Raw genomic sequence first — 19,119 nt, forward strand, 5'->3', positions numbered from 1 at the left:
TATCAAAAAAAAGAACAGCAATTAATGCTGTTCTTTTCCAGTGACGAATTGTTGTAAATCAAAAGGAGTTATCGCTTGGATAAACTCTTTTGAGATAAGTGTTTGAACAAGAGTACTTTCAGAAATGGAAGCACCTGTTTTCTTTTCATAAGCTTGTTTTAATAAATCAAGTTTTTCAGCCGTTTCTTTCGGTAATTCAATTGTTAATGTGTTCATAATTTCTCCCCCTTACTATTAGAGTACCACTACAATATAGGAGAGACAAGAAAAGAGAATGTGAAACATAAAAAAGGTTACCATTTATAAATGGTAACCTTTTTTATGTATAAGAGTTATTAAGCAATACCGATATACTTTAAAGTTTTTGATGGAGTACTATGATCAAAGAAGTGTTGTAAAAATGCGATATCAACACCTGATTTGTATGCACAATATCCCCAAGTTTTTCGAAGTGTATGTGAGCTAATCCCTTCTAATCCAACTTCTTTTGCAGCTTTGTTTAAAATGTACCATGCATGTTGTCTCGTAATAGATTTTGTTCCTTTTTGAGACTTTAATAATGGTTCATTACGTTTCCAAGTTTTACGTTCTTTCATGTAGTCTTCGATCGCGTGCTGCAAGTCTTCATTTACAGCAAACCATTTATGTTTCTTTACCTTTTCATTGTAAAATAAAATGGAATGGCGAACATTTTCATTTTCATCGATTACATCACTAACTTTTAATTGTAAGATTTCACTTACTTTTAAGCCAGAATTTACAGCTAATACGAATAATAAGCCATCACGTTTCGAAGATTGTAAAAGTATATTTTTGATAGTTTCTAATTGTTTTTCATTTTGAATAGGTTGTCCTGCTTGTTTCATTTCACGCACTCTCCTCTTTTATGTGTGTAAAGGAAAGGATTAACTTGTTTCTAACTATAAAGGGAGAGTGTGAATTTCATGTGAACTCCTAGTGAAATTAAGACAAATTATTTGACTTCTTTTACTTTTTGTAAATTAAAGTAGAATATAACACTATTAGTCGTATTATATACACCGTACTCGGCATGATGGAGATCTAAAATGTTTTTTACAATAGATAAACCGAGACCGGTACCTCCAGTATGACGGCTACGGGATGCATCTAAACGGTAGAAACGATCCCAAATTTTTTCAAGACTTTCTTCTGGGATAGGGTTTCCTGTGTTTTCGATTTCGACTTTTACTGTATCTTCCATTGCTATAACGGAGACTTGTATTTTTTCTCCATCTGGCGTATAGCGAATTGCATTGCTAAGTAAGTTCACAACGACTTGCTCAATACGGCTACGATTCGCGTTAACGAATATAGAAGAGTCTACATCTATGTTCACTTGTAAATGCTTTTCTTCCATGCTAAATAGTAACTTTGTATAGACTTGTTGAATTAATTCACCGATTGAGAATGTCGTCATATCTAGTTTGTACGTACCAGATTCTAGTTTTGCTAATTCTAACATTTCAACAATAAGTCTGTTCATGTTTTCTGTTTCTTCTAAAATAACATCTGTGTAATACGTCGTATCTTTACTAACGCCATCTTTAATTCCTTCTGCGAAACTTCTAATTACACTAAGTGGAGTTTTTAATTCGTGTGATACACCAGAAATGAATTCTTTTCGCGTTTTCTCTAATTGACGTTCACGTTCAATATCTTGTTGTAATTTTGTATTGGCAACATTTAATCGATCGATTCGGTCTTTTAAGTTTACAGATAACGTATTAATACTACCGGAAAGCCCGCCAATTTCATCGTCTGCTGTCACGGGTAATTTTTCACTAAAATCAAAATTGGCCATTTTCTTTGTAACGCGATTCATTTTAATTAATGGTTTCACAATGATTTTTGAGTAGTAGAAGGATAATAAAATAATGACGAGAAATACGATGATTAAGGCATAGACATAATAGTCCTTTAAAACGAGCATCGCTTCATTAACAGGTTGCAAAGATGCTATCGCAAATGCATATTCTGTAATCTGTCCATCCTCCATAATAGGTTTTACAAAGATACTATTCTTTATATTCTCTCCGCTATCTAGTAGAAAATGGTTTAATTGCTGCGGGTTAGAAGTGCCATCTCTAATAATTTCTGCAAAGTATTGAACGGCTTGTAATGTTTCAATATCATTTGCAAGACGAACCTCGGCTTTCGATGGAAGCTGTAACTTAGATACAATACCAGTAAACTCAATTTGAGTCACAGCTTTGTAACGGCTTGTAAGTCTATTTTTAGAAGAGTTGCCATTAATAGATGAAAAATCTGAATTGAAACGTTCGTTTTGCCATCGATTATAATTTGTTGTCAATTCTAGTGGTGTTATTGTTTTGTCTCGTAGCAAACCGACGACGTTTATCATGCCATCTTTTTTCAATCCTAAGTTTTCGAATTTCTTATATTCTTCGGGCGTTAAAAGATTATTGAGCGGAATGGAATATGTTTCATTATTTTTAGGGTTAATTACATCAATATAGTAATTGTTGTCACTTTTAATAATGCCCTCAGGATTTAAAAGTTGCATATCAGCATTTGTTTTATCATGAAATTCTTGTTTTAGTTTTCGAATTTCTTCATAACTTTTCCCACTTTTTTCGTAAGCATCTAAAAACTTCTCAAAAGCAGTTTCAACTGTTTTTACTTTTTTATTAATATAAAATTTCTCTAAAAATAGAGATTGTCCTAAGAAAAAAAGGAGGAATATGATTGTAAATAATGTTGATGTTAATAAAAATAGTTTAAAGACGATACTTCTGTTTTTCACTGCGTCACCTCTTGTGAGAAATACTGTAAATGATTTCTTTATTATAACAAACGTTACAAAAAAGTAGAGGAGAAAATCTGTCTCTTCCGAAAGTAGTTTTTAATAAAAAGTCACATAAAAAGAACTCGACAGACGTATGACGAGTTCTTTAATGTATTATTGTTGAATTGCTGCATCTAAAGCGATTTCAATCATTTCGTTAAATGTAGTTTGACGCTCTTCAGATGTTGTTTCTTCACCAGTGAAGATGTGGTCACTTACTGTTAATACAGATAACGCGTTTACACCGTATTTCGCTGCTAATGTATAAAGAGCAGTTGTTTCCATTTCTACTGCTAGTACACCATAATCTCCAAGTTTTTTAACCATGTCCATGCTTTCGCGGTAAAATACATCTGCTGTTAAAACATTACCAACACGAACGTGTAAGCCTTTTTCAGTTCCAGCATCGTAAGCTTTCTTTAAAAGGTCAAAGTTTGCAGCTGGTGCAAAATCAAAACCTGGGAATGTTAAACGGTTCATATTAGAATCTGTACAAGCTGTCATTGCAATAATAACGTCACGTACTTTTACGTCTTTTTGAATCGCACCGCAAGTTCCAACGCGAATTAAATTTTTAACTCCGTAGCTTTGGATTAATTCGTTTACATAAATAGAAATAGAAGGTACACCCATACCTGTACCTTGAACAGATACGCGTTTTCCTTTATAAGTTCCAGTGAAACCTAACATACCACGCACGTTATTATAGCAAGTAACGTCCTCTAGAAATGTTTCAGCAATATATTTTGCACGTAATGGATCACCAGGTAATAGAATAGATTCAGCAATTTCGCCTTGTTTTGCTTCAATATGTACACTCATGAAAAGTCCTCCTTATAATGTATTGATAGAAATCAATATCATTTGCATTATACACTATCAATCCTTTCAATTAAAATCTTTTAATTATTTGTAATATGTGCAAAGTAGGAGGATTTCATAAATCATAATCTAGAATATATATGTAAGAAGTTTTGTATGAACAGAGACAATAAAAATGGTAGGTGATGTTTTGAAAAATCTTGTCATTGGACTTGTTGCTTTGCTATTTATTGTAGTAGGCGGATTTTACATAAAAAAGTATCAGGAAACTACAGAGACTGTAGGTGATGTTCAGGAAGTAAAATGGGATGTGTCAAATGGAAAAGGAAATGAGAAAGTAGATATTTTGTTTCAATTGCTAAATAATAAAAATAACGAAGTTCGTGGTGTGAATGATCAAATTCGGGCAGTTATTGTAGACGGACAATTAAAACATGTACAACAAATGAAACCTACATTTGCAGGGAATGGATCATATAAGGTATCTTCCAAAATAGCGAAAGATGAAAGGTATACAATATTTTTATATGAAGACAAAAACAAGTCTGTGAAATCATTTGCGAAGAATGATTTTGGGAGAGAAATAGAGGAGAAAAATAAGAAAAAAGTAAAATTTCCAATTGATAGTGTGCTTACAAAAAAAATAGGGGAGTATGAAGTTTCTCTATTATTTGGTGCATTGCATCCGAATGAACCAGCGACGTTAACATTTCAATTCCAAGCGAAAAAGGGTGAGAAATTGAAATTACATTCAGAGAGAGGAGAAGTGGAAGCGCTCTATATCGTGGACGAAACGAGAGAAAACTTTTTATACGCAATACCTGTTGATACAGATGAGCAATTACAATACCGTATTACATTTCCTATAGAAGGAACGTATAAAATATGGGGAGATTTCTATATAAATAGTAAGAAATATGAAAAAGAATTTATTGTACAAGTTCAAAAAAGAAAAAACAGCTAAATGTTTAGCTGTTTTTTCTTTTTCCTATTAATTTTGTTACAGAGAGCATTGTAATTGGTAAAGAATGATTCTTTCTAAATGCTAAATATTTACCGCTCCATGCTGGTTTATATTTTTCTTTAAAATGACGTAGCCCGCTGAAGCTATACGTGTAACGAACATTATTAAAGATGGCAGCAGCAACTCGTTCGGACCAAAAAGATTGTGTCGATAAACCTACATTTGAAAGTGGTGCCATACCAATATTAAAGGAGTGGTATTCATTTTCTTTTGCCCACTGGAATAGGTGGATGAAAATTGCATCCATAATGCCGCTAGGTGCATCTGGATAATAGCGCATTAAATCAACAGACAATGATCCGTCTTGATATACGGGCATAAAGGTTGTAAATGCAATGATTTTTCCATCAGCATCACATAATGTAGCGATAGGTGCTCGGCTAATATATTCACGATCAAAGTATCCGAGTGAAAAACCTTTCTCTTTTTTTCCGCCGAGCCACGCATCTGAAACTTTTCTTAACTCTTCAAATAATTCGTTTGAGAATGGTGGCTGATGAATAGAGAATGTATAGCCTTCTCGTTCGAAACGGTTGAAAGTCGCTCGCATACCGGCTCGTTTTTTTCCTGTTATTGTAAATGTGTTTAAATCAACGACAGCTTCTTCACCAAGTTTAAAGAAGTTGTAACCAAAATCATGATATAAACTCATCCATTTACTTTCTATTTGGTAGAATACACAAATGTATCCAAATCGATCAGCCTCAGCTAAAAACTCTTGTAACACAGTACGGTAGGAGGAAGGATCCCCAATTGGATCACCTAGCACAACGAGACGTTTTCCAGTTATAGAGAAGAGAAGGAGCGCTTTCCCATCACTACTGAAGAAAAATTGTTTATCTCCTAAAAATCCTAAATGACTAAGTACATTACCATCATGTTCATCTAAAAAGTTTTGCAACCTTTTATCATTGGCTGGTTGCCCGGGAAATTCATTTCGATAACGATTGGCAATGAGTGAGCCAATCAGTAAAAATGTAGGAACGAAAAAGGCAGCTGCTAATGCACTTCGTTTCACTTGTGTAATATTACGAACGACAAAATCAGGTTTAAAAGCTTCTTTTGCACCTGCAAATAAAATACCTAAGTTTTTATATAAATATAAAGTTATGAGTAAGAATATAAAAACTTTTACCATATCAGAAAGTGAGACTTCCATTTTCTCGCGTACAAATCTTTTACGAAGCATATATAATACAGCGAGTACGATTAATAAAATAAACGTCTCTTCAATATCAATCCCTTTTAGCGTATTAAAGATGGCTGCTCCGATTAAAGAAATAATCGTCATATAGTAAGAACGCTTTGTTCCATAATATATCCCTCGCGAAAGGATCAGGAGGAGAATACCAAATGTTAGTGATAAGCTAAAAGAAAATTGAATAAGATGTTTTGGAGCTAGAATATGTAAGGCGTGTGCCCTGTTTATACTTGTCGGTAGAATGGTCGATAAAATAACCATTAATCCAGCAAATACTGTTAAAGCAGCAGAGGCCCATGAACCTAGTTTTCCTAGAAAATCACGCTGCAAAGTCCATATAACACCAGTTGTTTCTAATGCAGGCGCAATAAAAGGTTTATCTTCAAACTTTTTAATGGCCACGCCTGTCATTTCAAAAGCTGCAAAAATAAGACCAAGGCAGAAAGGTAAAATGTAATAGACGAGGCGATATAATAACATAGCAGGTAGTAATACGCCTGTATCAATGCCGTATTGTCCGAGCCCAGTTAAAAAGACAAGATCAAATGAACCAAGTCCACCAGGAACAAGACTAACAACACCAGCTAAAGCAGCAATTACATACACACCTAAAAACTTTTGAAATTCGATATCGATACCAAATAATATTAGTATGACGTACATAACAATACCGGCAGATACCCACTCAACTAATGAAACTAATGAGTATAAAACAGTTGGATTTTTTTCTTCTTCCCCGTCTTCTTGCCCTTCGGTTTGCTTTGGTTTTCTATTTTTTAGTTTAGAAAAGCCAATGTATATAGGGACGAAAAGGGCGAAGAAAATAAGAACAGGCCATAGCCACGGTTTTTCATGCAAAATAAAACTTGTGTCTAATATTCCAATAAGACCGAGGAAAGAAAGAATTGCGAGTCCGTTAATAAAAGCAGTTGTCATCCAGGCGATACTTTTAATAAGTTTGCCATTTTCTTTTATGTATGGACGATAAAGCATTGTGCGTACACCAGCTCCAACGAGACCACCAAACCCAATAAATCCATTTAAAGTATTAGCAATCCATGAGATACGAAAAATCTTTTGGACTGGTATATCAGCTTTTAAATAACGAAGCATAACATAGTCATAAAAGAACATTGTTGATACGGCAAATGCACCAAGTGTAATTGCTAAAAAGACTCCTCCGGTTGGAATGTTTTTAATTGTATTGATTGCTTCTAAAAAAGAAATGCCTGCTAATTCTTTTTTTGCTTGAAAGAATACAATTGTTAATACAACAAATGGGAAGATAATTTTCCCGATTTGTAAGAAACGTTTCCATGAAAACGACATAAATACAACTCTCCTTGTATAAGAAAACTGAGACAATAATATTATTATGACAAACTTCAAGAAAAATAAAAAGGTAAATTCCTGTATAGGGAAGCTATTTTTTATATGGGTTATATTTAAAAGAGTATTTCGTTTGTCAGAAAATTAAGTTAAAATGAATTGAAAGAAGGAAGAGAGGGGAAGTAGATGATTATAATAGGTTATGCGGGATATGAGTTAGAGAAAGCGAAACCTAATACATCAGAAGATTTCTTTAATAGATCTGAAGTGACATATATATTAAATAATAAAGAGAGAACTTTTTCCGTTTTATACGTTCGATATTTTGAAGAAGTTTTACAAGAAATTACTCCTTTTGAAGGAAATCCAGTATGTAAAGTAGAAGAACAAGACATATATTTACGGGATATTGTAGCGATATGTTGTTTACTGAAAGAGAATGAGCATCGCATGCAAAAACGTTTATATTTAAATAATATAGAAGCATTCCAACAATATTTTGATGAGGAAACAGTGGTGAAAGTACAAGAAATATTAGCTGAATTACATAAAAATAAAAGAGTAGAAATAGCGTGAAATGGCAAAGGAGAGGGAAAAAATGTCTAATCTAATGGTTGAAAATCAAACAGAACAAGTTTCTATGTTTTTAGAAGATGTTATTACTTTAATAACCAATTATGTAAATTATCATACGTTGCCTTCTTTATTAGAAGAAAAACCAGCAGGGAACGAGCAATATTATAAAGGGTTATTAGCATCAATAAGACGTCTTCTCGTTTTTTGTGAAGAAGGACATGATGCATGTTTTGTTTTGTTAAATAGCCAGCCATTTCGAAAAACAGCAGCTGAGAAAATTTTATATAAAATTTATCATCAAGTAATTGCAGAGTTTTTCTCACCAAAGAGTGATCATTGGTATGAAAATAGTCGGTCTGCCTATACAGGGAAAAACTCCATCGTTTTTCAACAAACGCCACCAGCATCTATAGAGCAAGTGATGAAGAGTTTAGAAGGAAAATTTCAATTGATGCGTGAAGAACTAGAATATTATGAGACGGATTACCAAACAAAGATGTTACACAAATATTAATTGTGAAAAAGAAGCTAAGGGGACTTAGCTTCTTTTCCTTTTGTACAGTTATATAAGGGATTTCCTTTGAATATATTTATGGGGATAGCATTAAGGAGGTGTAACATGAGTCAGCAAGGTGTATTTACAGATTACTTTCATGAAGTAGAAAGCTGGTGTGAAAGTGTTCTTCACGTATTAGATAGCCGTGCAATGGAAGTGTATGATGTCCATATGCTTGCTTATAAAATTCAAACGTTATTAGATCGTATGAAAGAGCATGAGTATGATACAGATGCAGAGTTTATGTATGAAATAAGTGATGATGTAGAACATATTCAGCATCATTTGCAGGAAGTATTCGTGCAAGGAGAAGAGGAATATGAACTATATGAAAGAGGGGATAGTGAACGAGCTGTTCCGATTGGAGGGCATACACTTCCACCATTACCTTATCCGTATAATGCGTTAGAACCGTATATTTCTAGAGAAATTATGATGTTACACCATGATAAACATCATCGCAGTTACGTGGAAGGGTTAAATAAGGCAGAGAAAATGATGGAAGAAGCGAGAAAAACAAATCAATTTGATTTAATTAAGCATTGGGAAAGAGAAGCGGCTTTTCATGGATCAGGTCATTACTTACACACGATATTTTGGAATAACATGAAAAAAGATGGTGGCGGAAGTCCAAGAGGGGCTCTTTCGCAACAGATTGAACAAGATTTTGGGAGTTTTTTACGTTTTCAAAAACATTTCACAGAAGCAGCTTCTAAAGTGGAAGGATCAGGCTGGGCGCTTCTCGTTTGGGTGCCACGATCTGGAAGATTAGAAATTTTGCAGAGTACACTTCATCAATTATTTACACAATGGGATACGATACCGCTCCTCGTGCTAGACGTGTGGGAACATGCGTATTATTTACAATACCAAAATCGAAAAGATGAATATATTAAAAACTGGTGGAATGTTGTAAATTGGCCTGATGTAGAAAAAAGATTTGAAAGTGCGAAACAAATTGAATGGACACCGTATTAGACGCAGGTTCTCTGCGTCTTTTTTATTAGAAGGAGAAAGAGATTTCGTTCATATTTTAAAAGGCCAAGCATACACTTGTACAAAAAGTGCCAAAAGGACGTGGGGGGAAATATGAGACGAATTTGTGTAATAATCACGCTTCTTATTATGTGCGCAACCGTTATACCAATTCCTACATATGCAAAGATGAACAGTAATGTCAGTGCTCGAAATGCTGTATTAATGGAGCAACAGTCCGGTCGTGTATTATACGGAAAAGCAGAACATGAGCCACAAAAAATTGCTAGTATAACAAAAATTATGACAGCCTTGTTAGCTGCTGAATCAGGAAAAATGAAAGAAATGGTATCGGTTAGTAATGAAGCGGTGAGAGTAGAAGGATCAGCAATTTATTTAAAGGCTGGACAGAAAGTGAAGTTAGAGGATTTAGTATACGGACTCATGCTTAGATCTGGTAATGATGCAGCACAAGTAATTGCTGAAAATGTAGGAGGAAGTATAGAAGGGTTCGTATATTTAATGAATGAAAAGGCGAAACAAATTGGAATGAAAGATACTCACTTTTCAAACCCACATGGTTTGGATGGAGATGGATCCCATTATTCATCAGCCTATGATATGGCACTTTTAACAAAGTATGCAATGGGGAACGAAACCTTTAAGAAGATTTTTGGGACAAAAACGTATAAATCAGATTCGTGGGATTATCCGTGGAAAAACAAACATAAACTCGTGACATCTTATTATGAATTTGCGACAGGAGGAAAAACAGGTTTTACGAAGAAAGCAGGACGGACACTTGTTACAACAGCATCAAAAGATGGACTAGATCTAATTGTCGTAACTTTGAGCGCTTCTAGCGATTGGGATGATCATATGAATTTATTTGATAAAGGTTTTGAACGTTTCAAGCAAACGAACGTTGTAGGACAAGGAGCTCTTGCTGAAATAACTGAAAAGAAATATGCCAATCATGTATATACAAAAAATAGTTTTGCGGTGCCATTAACTGAGCAGGAAAGAAAGAATGTCGTATTAAAAGTTGAACTTGATAAAAGTGCAAAACTTAAAGATGGAGTAAAGGTTGGGAAGACGGAAATTTATGTTGGCAATGAGAAAGTTGGAGAACGGAATTTATTTTATAGTAAACGAAAGTTAGTAGCTACAACGGGAATGTATTGGAATAATGTGAAAGAAATTTTTTCTCATATGATAGGTGTTGGGAGCGATGGTTAATCTCGTATGGGTAGCGATGGCAGTCATAGGGATTGTATATGCCATGATAAATGGAACGATGGAAGCAATAAATAAAGCCGTATTTGACGGAGCAAAAGATGCAGTAACAATTTGTATAGGACTTATTAGTGTATTAGTATTTTGGCTCGGTTTAATGAAAATTGCAGAGGAAGCAGGGTTGTTAAAAAAGTTAGTGTCACTTTTTATGCCGATAGTAAAAAGGTTGTTTCCAGAAATACCGAAAGATCATCCGTCAATGGGATTTATTTTATCGAATATGATGGCGAACTTTTTTGGGTTAGGTAATGCAGCAACCCCTCTTGGTATTAAAGCGATGGAACAATTGAAAGAGTTAAATGGAGGGAAGGATTCGGCGAGCCGTTCTATGGTAACGTTTCTCGCGTTAAATACATCAGCGATTACTTTAATTCCTACTACTGTCATTTCGATTCGAATGACGTATGAATCAGCGAATCCTACTGAAATTGTTGGGGTAACATTCATTGCACAAGTACTCTCTATGATCGGAGCGATTTGGATTGACCGCTATTTTTACCGAAGAAGGAGTAGGAAGGGGCGGAAAAAATGAGTATTGTCAATACGATATCATTATGGGTAATCCCTTGTGTAATTGGTTTTATCCTTTTATATGGCACAATAAAGAAAGTGCCGACGTATGAATCGTTCGTTGAGGGGGGAAAAGAAGGGATTCAAATTGCGATCTCTATTTTACCGTTTATGGTTGGAATGCTTGTATCTATTTCGATTTTTCGGGCGTCTGGAGCGTTAGATGCAATGATATCAGTAATGAAGCCGATGTTAGATTTAATTCATGTCCCAGCAGAAATTGTTCCACTAGCACTTATACGCCCTATTTCAGGCTCTGCTGGTTTAAGTATTACGACCGATTTAATTGCCACATATGGGCCAGACTCGTTTATTGGAAGATTGGCTTCTACGATGCAAGGGAGTACAGATACGACTTTTTATATTTTAACAGTATACTTCGGAGCTGTTGGAATTAGAAAAATGGGAGATGCATTAAAAGTAGGACTTTTTGCCGATTTAATCGGGATTATTTGTTCAATTGTGTTTGTTTCTTTAATGTTTAAGTAAGGCGGCTATTCATTTTTTATGCTATTTCGCTTATAATACGTATACGACCACTATTAAGGTGTTGCTTAATAGTGGTTTTTTTATGCGGTATTTTTGACAAAATGATGAACTTTTATTGTGAGCAATATGAAGAATATGGACAATAATAAAAGGTAAAAAACATGATTTGCCCTTTATATGTTTATTATCATCGCTATGTTGTTTAAGTAAGATGAAGCGAATAGCCGTCAAGCGTATGCGGTTGCCAAGTCTTTCTAATGTAAGGTAAGATAAATTCGAGGTGAAAAAAAGAAATGGAAAGATTACAAAAAGTGATTGCGCAAGCAGGTATTGCATCGAGAAGAAAGGCTGAGGAATTAATTCAGCAAGGAAAAGTAAAAGTGAATGGAAAAATAGTGAAGGAGTTAGGAACGAAAGTAACTCCTCAAGATAAAGTAGAAGTAAATAACATCCCTCTTGAAAAAGAAGAACCTGTTTATTTTTTACTATATAAACCAACTGGCGTAATTTCAAGTGTATCAGATGATAAAGGAAGAAGTGTTGTAACAGACTTTTTCCCTGAAATTAGACAACGTTTATTCCCAATCGGACGCTTAGATTATGATACGTCTGGCGTATTATTGATGACAAATGATGGGGAATTTGCAAATGTATTAATGCATCCAAGATATAAAGTTGAAAAAACGTATGTTGCAAAAATTAAAGGGCCATTAACAGGTGAGAAAATTCGCATGTTAGAACGAGGTGTTGCATTAGAAGATGGGAAAACAGCACCAGCACAAGTGAAAATTATTTCTTGGGACAAGCGTAAAGAGACTGCGATTGTACAATTAACGATTCATGAAGGACGTAATCGTCAAGTACGCCGCATGTTTGAAGCGTTAGATTGTAAAGTAGTGAAACTAAAGCGTGAACGCTACGCCTTTTTAGAAGTGGGTAGCTTGCGACCTGGTGATGCGAGAGAATTGTCACCACATGAGGTGAAACAATTACGTGCATTGGCTTCTACAAAGCCGCGCTAATCGATAGTGTGAAACTTTCACCAGTGGAATGCTCCGCTGGTGATTTATTAAAAAATACATATATTTATCACTCGTCGAAGAGAGGGGAGACAATATGAAAAAAAATCGCTTATTATTTCGTGTTATTATTCTACTCATTTTATGCGGTGCTGTAGGATTTACACTTTATCAAGGATTTTTTGATGATAAAGAGAAAATGCAAATTGGAAAAGAAGCACCTAACTTTGTTGTAACAGATTTAGAAGGAAAGAAAATTGAACTGAAAGATTTAAAGGGAAAAGGTGTATTTTTAAACTTTTGGGGCACTTGGTGTAAACCGTGTGAAAAAGAAATGCCTTATATGAACGAATTATATCCAAAGTATAAAGAACAAGGCGTTGAAATTATTGCGTTAGATGCAGATGAAACAGATATTGCGGTTAAGAACTTTGTGAAACAATATGATTTGAAATTCCCAGTTGCTATTGATAAAGGAACAAAAATCATAAGCACATATGGGGTAGGACCATTACCGACAAGCTTTTTGATTAATAAAGATGGAATAGTAGTCGAACAAATTATAGGTGAACAAACGAAAGAACAGTTAGAAGGATATTTAAAGAAAATTACTCCGTAATAAAGAAAGCCTTTACATATGAGGTGCATCCTTATAGTGCCTCTGATTTAAAAATTCTGAGTATTGCGGTAACTTGATGGTAGAATATACAATAGTACATATAGATATAGGGGCGGTGAGAGTGTTGAAAGAAATTAAGTGTGAATGTGGACATGTGAATCCGATAGGAACTGTTTTTTGTGAAGCATGTGGGAAACCATTTGAAAGCAATGAAAATATAAAACTATTGGATATGCGTTATGAGGGGAGTGCTCGGAGATCTCTCACACAAACAAAAACGATAGTCGATAAAATTTGGAGCTTTTTCTCTTCTGTAAAAGTGGGTGTATGGCTCATTGTAATCACTTTAGCTGCATCAGCAATAGGAACTATTTTTCCGCAAGAAATGTACATAACTCCAGGAATTGCACCAGCTGAATATTATAAGCAAGAATACGGATTTTTAGGGCAACTATACTATCAATTAGGATTTAATAATTTATACGGTTCATGGTGGTATATGATTTTAATTGCTTCAATTGGTATTTCACTTGTGATATGTAGCTTAGACCGTGTCATTCCACTTTATAAAGCTTTAAAGAAGCAAGGGGTGAAAAGACACCCTAGCTTCTTAAAGAGACAAAGATTATACGGTACTGGTACACCGCAAGATGGTGATCTTGAAAGAGTGCAAAAGAATTTAAAGAAAAGAAACTATAACGTGAAAGTGGAAGACGGAAATATTTTGGCGGAAAAGGGACGGTTTTCACGCTGGGGTCCATATGTGAATCATATTGGTCTCATTATCTTTTTATTCGGTGCAATGCTCCGTTTTTTACCGAGTATGTACGTAGACGAAGCCCTTTGGTTACGTGACGGTGAAACGAAAGAAATACCAGGAACGGATGGTCAATACTATTTAAAAAACGAGAAATTTATTAAGGAAGTTTATGATAAAAGTAAGGACAAGGAAGTTTTTGATGAAGCGATTGATCGTGTAGGCGATAAAATGATTGCGAAAAACTTCCAAACGAATGCTGTATTATATAAAGCGGTCGGCGAAAATATAGCAGGACAAAAACCGAAATTAGAAAAAGTAAAAGAAGCGGAAATTCGAGTGAATGAACCGCTGAAATTTGATCAATTTGCTATATATCAAGTGGATTACAAAGAAAGTGAATTTAAAAGCATGTCATTCCATTTGCAAAACAAAGAAAATAATCAAAAGTGGGGACCGATCAAAGTTGATTTAACGAACCCTACAGAAAAATATGATTTAGGAAATGGTTATTCTTTAGAACTATTAAGCTATTTCCCTGACTTTTATTTTGATGAGAGTGGAAGACCAAATACGAAAACGAAATTACCAAACAACCCTGCATTTGTGTTTAAAATGTTTACGCCTGAAACACCAGATGGTGAAGTGAGTTTTGTTGGTATTCAGCAAAATATAGAACCTGATGGAAATAATAAATATAAAATGTCGTTTGCAGGTGTGGAAATGCAAAATGCAACAGCACTTACTGTAAGGAAAGATTTAACGCTTTGGATTCTCGGTATTGGAGGATTTATATTTATGGTTGGTGTCATTCAAGGGATGTATTGGAATCATCGTCGTATTTGGATACAACGCGTTAATGATGAATGGTGGATTGCAGGACACACGAATAAAAATTGGTTCGGTTTAAAGAAAGATATTGAAAGAGTACTAGAAGGTACGGCAATTCCGCAGCCAAGCGATAAAGTAGTGGATAAAAAAATTAGTTAAGGTGGGGAAACGATATGGTGCAAATAAGTAGTAACTTTCTCTTTACCGCATTTATTTTATATTTAATTGCAACTCTATTTTTCGGGGGAGCAATTAAAGAAAAAGGTCATAAATGGGCAAATATAGGAATAACGATTACAATTTTAGGGTTTATTGCACAAACAGTATATTTTGTTACAAGATGGATTGCATCAGGACATGCACCAGTTAGTAACTTTTTTGAATTCGGTACATTTTTCGGCATGATGCTTGTCGGAGCATTTATTGTCATGTATTTTATGTATCGCGTAAGTATAATCGGACTTTTTGCATTACCAGTTGCACTTTTATTAATTGCCTATGCAAGTATGTTTCCGAGGGAAATATCTCCGCTTATTCCTTCTTTAAAAAGTAATTGGTTGCATATTCACGTGACGACTGCAGCAGCAGGACAAGCAATTTTAGCAATTAGTTTTATTACGGGCGTTATGTATTTATTGAAAAATGTAGACCAATCAACGAGAAGCAAACGTACATTTTGGTTAGAAACGGTAGTGTTCACACTTGTTTGTACAGTTGGTTTTATTGGAGTGACAACGTTATTTTCTAGTATGAAATATGAAGCGAAGTTTCAATGGGTTGATAAAAATGAACAACAAGTGGAAATGAAGTACAATCTTCCAGCTTTAGTAGGACCGCACGAAGGAAAGTTATTGACAGAAAATAAATTAGAACCGACAGTTGAAGTTCCAGCGATTGTAAATGCGAAAAAATTAAATACTGTTATTTGGTCAGTGTTAGTTGGGACATTACTTTATATTGTATTAAGACTTGTTTTACGCAAACGAGTATCGGCAGCACTTCAGCCGTTAGTAAAGAATACAAATAGTGATTTACTGGATGAAATCGGATATCGTTCTATTGCAATTGGATTCCCGGTTTTCACATTAGGTGCATTAATTTTTGCCATGATTTGGGCTCAAATAGCGTGGACACGTTTTTGGGGTTGGGATCCAAAAGAGGTTTGGGCGCTTATTACTTGGCTCTTTTATGCGGCAGTATTACATTTACGCTTATCAAAAGGGTGGCACGGAGAGAAGTCAGCGTGGTTAGCGGTAATTGGTTTTGCAATCATTATGTTTAACTTTATTGTAGTAAACTTAATTATCGCGGGTTTACATTCATACGCATAGAGAAATAAAATAGGAGAGTGAATGTCACTTTCCTATTTTATTTTTGTCAATTTTTCTTCTTTTTTGAGAAAAACATGACAAAGTAGCGGTTGATTTTGTAAAATGATGTCGAGGACATTATATCCTGTTCAAAAAAAATACATAGTTTTGGAAAAAAATTGAACAAACTTTATTATTCTTGTGAAGCATAATATGGGAAGTGAAACATTTAGAAGATTGCTTAAATAAACGAGAATAGCGCAACATACTAGTGTAGAAGGGTAGGTGTAAACCGTTGTGGTAAAAGTACGCAACGGGTAGAAATGGAAAATGAATCAAGAATTTTAATTGTAGACGATGAGGATCGTATTCGTCGTTTGTTGAAAATGTATTTAGAAAGAGAACAATACACAATTGAAGAAGCGGACAATGGTGATACAGCTTTAGAAATGGCACTGCAAAATGATTACGATTTAATCCTATTAGATCTTATGATGCCAGGTAAAGATGGTATTGAAGTGTGTAAAGGGGTTCGTGAGAAGAAAGCGACGCCAATTATTATGTTGACGGCAAAAGGTGAAGAAGTAAACCGAGTACAAGGGTTTGAGGTAGGAACTGATGATTATATTGTGAAACCATTTAGCCCACGTGAAGTAGTGCTTCGTGTGAAAGCGGTCTTACGCCGTTCTGTACCAACAACGTTCTTTACACAAGATACAACGACAAAAGATGTTACTGTGTTCCCTCATTTAACAATTGATAATGATGCACACCGTGTTACAGCAGATGGTAATGAAGTAAACTTAACACCGAAAGAGTACGAATTACTATTATTCTTAGCGAAAGCGCCTGATAAGGTATTTGATCGTGAGCAATTGTTAAAAGAAGTATGGCAATATGAATTCTTCGGAGATTTACGTACAGTTGATACGCATGTAAAGCGTTTACGTGAGAAGTTAAGCAAAAAATCACCAGATGCTGCGAAGATGATTGTTACCGTTTGGGGCGTAGGTTACAAATTTGAGGTTGTGAACGACTGATGCTTTGGAGAAGTGTAGTAGGGAAGTTATGGATGACTATATTACTTCTCGTTTCGTTTGTGCTCGGATTTGTTGCGATTTTACTTTCACAGTTTTTTAGAACATATTATGTTGATATGAGTGAAGCTAGGCTTCAAAAAGTTGCAACAAGTGTTTCAGAGTTAATTGAGGAAGGTGCCGATGTAAAAACGATTGAGAATATCGCGTACAAATTCTCTGATCCACTTTCAAGGATCATTATTGTAGAAGATGGTAAAGAAATATCTTCTTCGCCGAAACAAGAAGGATTAGTCACTCTTACAATGGATGATTTGAAAGAAGACAAAGAATTAGCGGCTGTTTTTACAGACAAAAAAGAAATTAAGAATAACATTAGAAAAGCCTCTAATAGTAGAAAGAATAAAAACACTGAAAATGATATTATGATTGTCGGAAAACCAGTGCATTCAAAAAATCAAAGTGCAGTGTTCGTATACGAATCTTTACAAGTACCGATACAAGGTATGGAGAGAACGACTGATTTTATATTCTTATCAGCAGGGATTGCGATTATATTAACAACGTTCTTTGCATTCTTCTTATCTACTCGAATTACAGCACCACTCCGTAAAATGCGTGAGGTTGCTTTTGAGGTCGCGCGTGGGAAGTTTGATGCGAAAGCACCTATGGTATCTCAGGATGAGATTGGTGAGCTTGCAACGGCCTTAAATCAAATGGGGAAACAGTTGAAGTTTAATATGAATGCCCTGCAGCAAGAAAAAGAACAGTTAGCTAGTATTTTAAGTAGTATGGCAGATGGGGTTATTACGTTAAATCAAGAAGGTGAAGTCGTTGTAATTAATCCGCCGGCTGAACATTTCTTACAAGTTTGGCAAGAGGAAAAGGAAGTAGAGCTCAGTAAAAAACTACCTTCTGAACTTGTTGAACTATTCCATCTCGTTGTAGAAAGTGAACAACAACAAGTGGTTGAAATTAATTTACAAAAAGGGAACTATGTAGTTCTTATGACGCCGCTTTACAATCAAACGAAAATTCGTGGTGCTGTAGCTGTATTACGTGATATGACGGAAGAGCGCCGTCTTGAGAAGATGCGTCAAGACTTTATTGCGAACGTATCACATGAACTTCGTACACCGATGGTAATGCTTCAAGGGTATAGTGAAGCGATTTTAGATGATATTGTGCAAACGAAAGAAGAAATTAATGAGTTTGTTCAAATTATTTATGATGAATCCGTTCGTTTAGGTAAACTTGTAAATGAACTATTAGATTTAGCGCGTATGGAAAGTGGTAATGTAGAGTTACATATAGGTGAAGTTGATATTCATCCTTTCGTTGAAAAAATAGGTCGTAAATTCCAAGGAATTGCAAAGGATAAAGAAGTCGCATTAACGGTTGATTTCCAGAATCCAATTGAACAATACCCGTTTGATGCAGATCGTATGGAACAAGTATTGACGAATTTAATTGATAACGCAATTCGTCATACGAATGCAGGCGGACATGTAACGCTTGTAATTAATACGAAAAATAATGGTCTTACTTTTGAAGTACAAGATTCGGGCGCTGGTATTCCAGAAGAAGATATTCCATTTTTATTTGATCGTTTCTACAAAGCTGATAAAGCAAGAACACGTGGGAAAAAAGGTGGAACGGGGCTCGGGCTTGCGATTGCAAAAAATATTGTGCAAGGCCATGATGGTAAAATTGCTGTTTCAAGTGTTGTTGGAGAGGGAACTACATTCTCTGTATATTTACCGAATCGTATAATTTAGATATACGTTTTTAAAGTTGATAATGAATAAAGTTCTACTGTTTTTTATTTTTTTGTAAAATCAATTAAATAAATAATAGTAGAACTTTTTTTCTGTCTTAGTC

Annotated in this window: 18 protein-coding genes; 13 read left to right on the top strand and 5 right to left on the bottom strand. The window is 34.9% G+C overall.

The features are described from left to right. Positions 1 to 21: 21 nt before the first annotated feature. The 4 genes from ACSG5Z_RS19950 to deoD form a co-directional block, all read right to left on the bottom strand. Complete coding sequence (locus tag ACSG5Z_RS19950) at positions 22 to 216, bottom strand: DUF3924 domain-containing protein (RefSeq protein WP_001094861.1); 195 nt, start codon at positions 214 to 216, stop codon at positions 22 to 24. A 119-nt stretch (positions 217 to 335) separates the two neighbouring features. Next, a complete protein-coding gene (locus ACSG5Z_RS19955; protein WP_000806236.1) occupies positions 336 to 866 on the bottom strand; it encodes a tyrosine-type recombinase/integrase in 531 nt (176 codons plus the stop codon). 107 nt (positions 867 to 973) lie between these two features. Then, on the bottom strand, positions 974 to 2,785 hold the full coding sequence (locus tag ACSG5Z_RS19960; RefSeq protein ID WP_435712014.1) for a sensor histidine kinase: 1,812 nt from the start codon (positions 2,783 to 2,785) through the stop codon (positions 974 to 976). A 156-nt stretch (positions 2,786 to 2,941) separates the two neighbouring features. Then, the gene (deoD, locus tag ACSG5Z_RS19965) at positions 2,942 to 3,649 is read right to left on the bottom strand and encodes a purine-nucleoside phosphorylase (protein WP_000110707.1); all 708 of its coding nucleotides are present in this window, start codon (positions 3,647 to 3,649) and stop codon (positions 2,942 to 2,944) included. Between the two features lie 175 nt (positions 3,650 to 3,824). Between deoD and ACSG5Z_RS19970 the strand changes: the two genes are divergently transcribed. Beyond that, complete coding sequence (locus tag ACSG5Z_RS19970) at positions 3,825 to 4,613, top strand: DUF8832 domain-containing protein (protein WP_435712015.1); 789 nt, start codon at positions 3,825 to 3,827, stop codon at positions 4,611 to 4,613. A 4-nt stretch (positions 4,614 to 4,617) separates the two neighbouring features. On the opposite strand, the gene mprF is transcribed toward ACSG5Z_RS19970, so the two are convergent. Further along, positions 4,618 to 7,203 carry a bifunctional lysylphosphatidylglycerol flippase/synthetase MprF gene (gene mprF, locus ACSG5Z_RS19975; RefSeq protein WP_087985525.1) on the bottom strand — a complete coding sequence of 862 codons (2,586 nt, stop codon included), beginning with the start codon at positions 7,201 to 7,203 and terminating at the stop codon, positions 4,618 to 4,620. Between the two features lie 186 nt (positions 7,204 to 7,389). On the opposite strand from mprF, the gene ACSG5Z_RS19980 reads away from it, so the two are divergent. The 12 genes from ACSG5Z_RS19980 (at position 7,390) to resE (ending at position 19,016) form a co-directional block, all read left to right on the top strand. Then, on the top strand, positions 7,390 to 7,779 hold the full coding sequence (locus ACSG5Z_RS19980) for a hypothetical protein (protein ID WP_000583791.1): 390 nt from the start codon (positions 7,390 to 7,392) through the stop codon (positions 7,777 to 7,779). Between the two features lie 22 nt (positions 7,780 to 7,801). After that, the gene (locus ACSG5Z_RS19985) at positions 7,802 to 8,293 is read left to right on the top strand and encodes a YpuI family protein (protein ID WP_000067570.1); all 492 of its coding nucleotides are present in this window, start codon (positions 7,802 to 7,804) and stop codon (positions 8,291 to 8,293) included. Positions 8,294 to 8,398: 105 nt separating this feature from the next. Next, complete coding sequence (locus ACSG5Z_RS19990) at positions 8,399 to 9,313, top strand: superoxide dismutase (protein WP_000082674.1); 915 nt, start codon at positions 8,399 to 8,401, stop codon at positions 9,311 to 9,313. A gap of 111 nt (positions 9,314 to 9,424) precedes the next feature. Beyond that, positions 9,425 to 10,549: a D-alanyl-D-alanine carboxypeptidase family protein gene (locus tag ACSG5Z_RS19995; RefSeq protein ID WP_435712016.1), complete on the top strand. Its 1,125-nt coding sequence runs from the start codon at positions 9,425 to 9,427 to the stop codon at positions 10,547 to 10,549. Continuing rightward, positions 10,542 to 11,138, top strand: coding sequence for a spore maturation protein SpmA (spmA, locus tag ACSG5Z_RS20000; protein WP_000247806.1), 597 nt, complete (start codon positions 10,542 to 10,544; stop codon positions 11,136 to 11,138). Before ACSG5Z_RS19995 ends, spmA begins: the two co-directional genes overlap by 8 nt. After that, positions 11,135 to 11,665: a spore maturation protein SpmB gene (gene spmB / locus ACSG5Z_RS20005; RefSeq protein ID WP_000029511.1), complete on the top strand. Its 531-nt coding sequence runs from the start codon at positions 11,135 to 11,137 to the stop codon at positions 11,663 to 11,665. The genes spmA and spmB overlap by 4 nt, the downstream gene beginning before the upstream one ends. 293 nt (positions 11,666 to 11,958) lie before the next feature. Beyond that, positions 11,959 to 12,687 carry a 23S rRNA pseudouridine(2605) synthase RluB gene (rluB, locus tag ACSG5Z_RS20010; protein WP_000440552.1) on the top strand — a complete coding sequence of 243 codons (729 nt, stop codon included), beginning with the start codon at positions 11,959 to 11,961 and terminating at the stop codon, positions 12,685 to 12,687. Between the two features lie 94 nt (positions 12,688 to 12,781). Then, positions 12,782 to 13,303: a thiol-disulfide oxidoreductase ResA gene (gene resA / locus ACSG5Z_RS20015; protein WP_435712017.1), complete on the top strand. Its 522-nt coding sequence runs from the start codon at positions 12,782 to 12,784 to the stop codon at positions 13,301 to 13,303. 121 nt (positions 13,304 to 13,424) lie between these two features. After that, positions 13,425 to 15,050 carry a cytochrome c biogenesis protein ResB gene (gene resB / locus ACSG5Z_RS20020; RefSeq protein WP_000910540.1) on the top strand — a complete coding sequence of 542 codons (1,626 nt, stop codon included), beginning with the start codon at positions 13,425 to 13,427 and terminating at the stop codon, positions 15,048 to 15,050. A 14-nt stretch (positions 15,051 to 15,064) separates the two neighbouring features. Next, positions 15,065 to 16,222 (top strand): cytochrome c biogenesis protein ResC, encoded by a 1,158-nt coding sequence (gene resC / locus ACSG5Z_RS20025; RefSeq protein ID WP_087985530.1) that lies wholly within the window; start codon positions 15,065 to 15,067, stop codon positions 16,220 to 16,222. 302 nt (positions 16,223 to 16,524) lie between these two features. Then, entirely contained in the window at positions 16,525 to 17,241 is a 717-nt protein-coding gene (gene resD / locus ACSG5Z_RS20030) for a DNA-binding response regulator ResD (protein ID WP_000426862.1), read from the top strand. Then, entirely contained in the window at positions 17,241 to 19,016 is a 1,776-nt protein-coding gene (gene resE / locus ACSG5Z_RS20035) for a sensor histidine kinase ResE (RefSeq protein WP_000964666.1), read from the top strand. The genes resD and resE overlap by 1 nt, the downstream gene beginning before the upstream one ends. Positions 19,017 to 19,119 lie beyond the last annotated feature (103 nt).

This window comes from Bacillus pretiosus (genome assembly GCF_051294775.1).
Lineage (GTDB): Bacteria > Bacillota > Bacilli > Bacillales > Bacillaceae_G > Bacillus_A > Bacillus_A wiedmannii.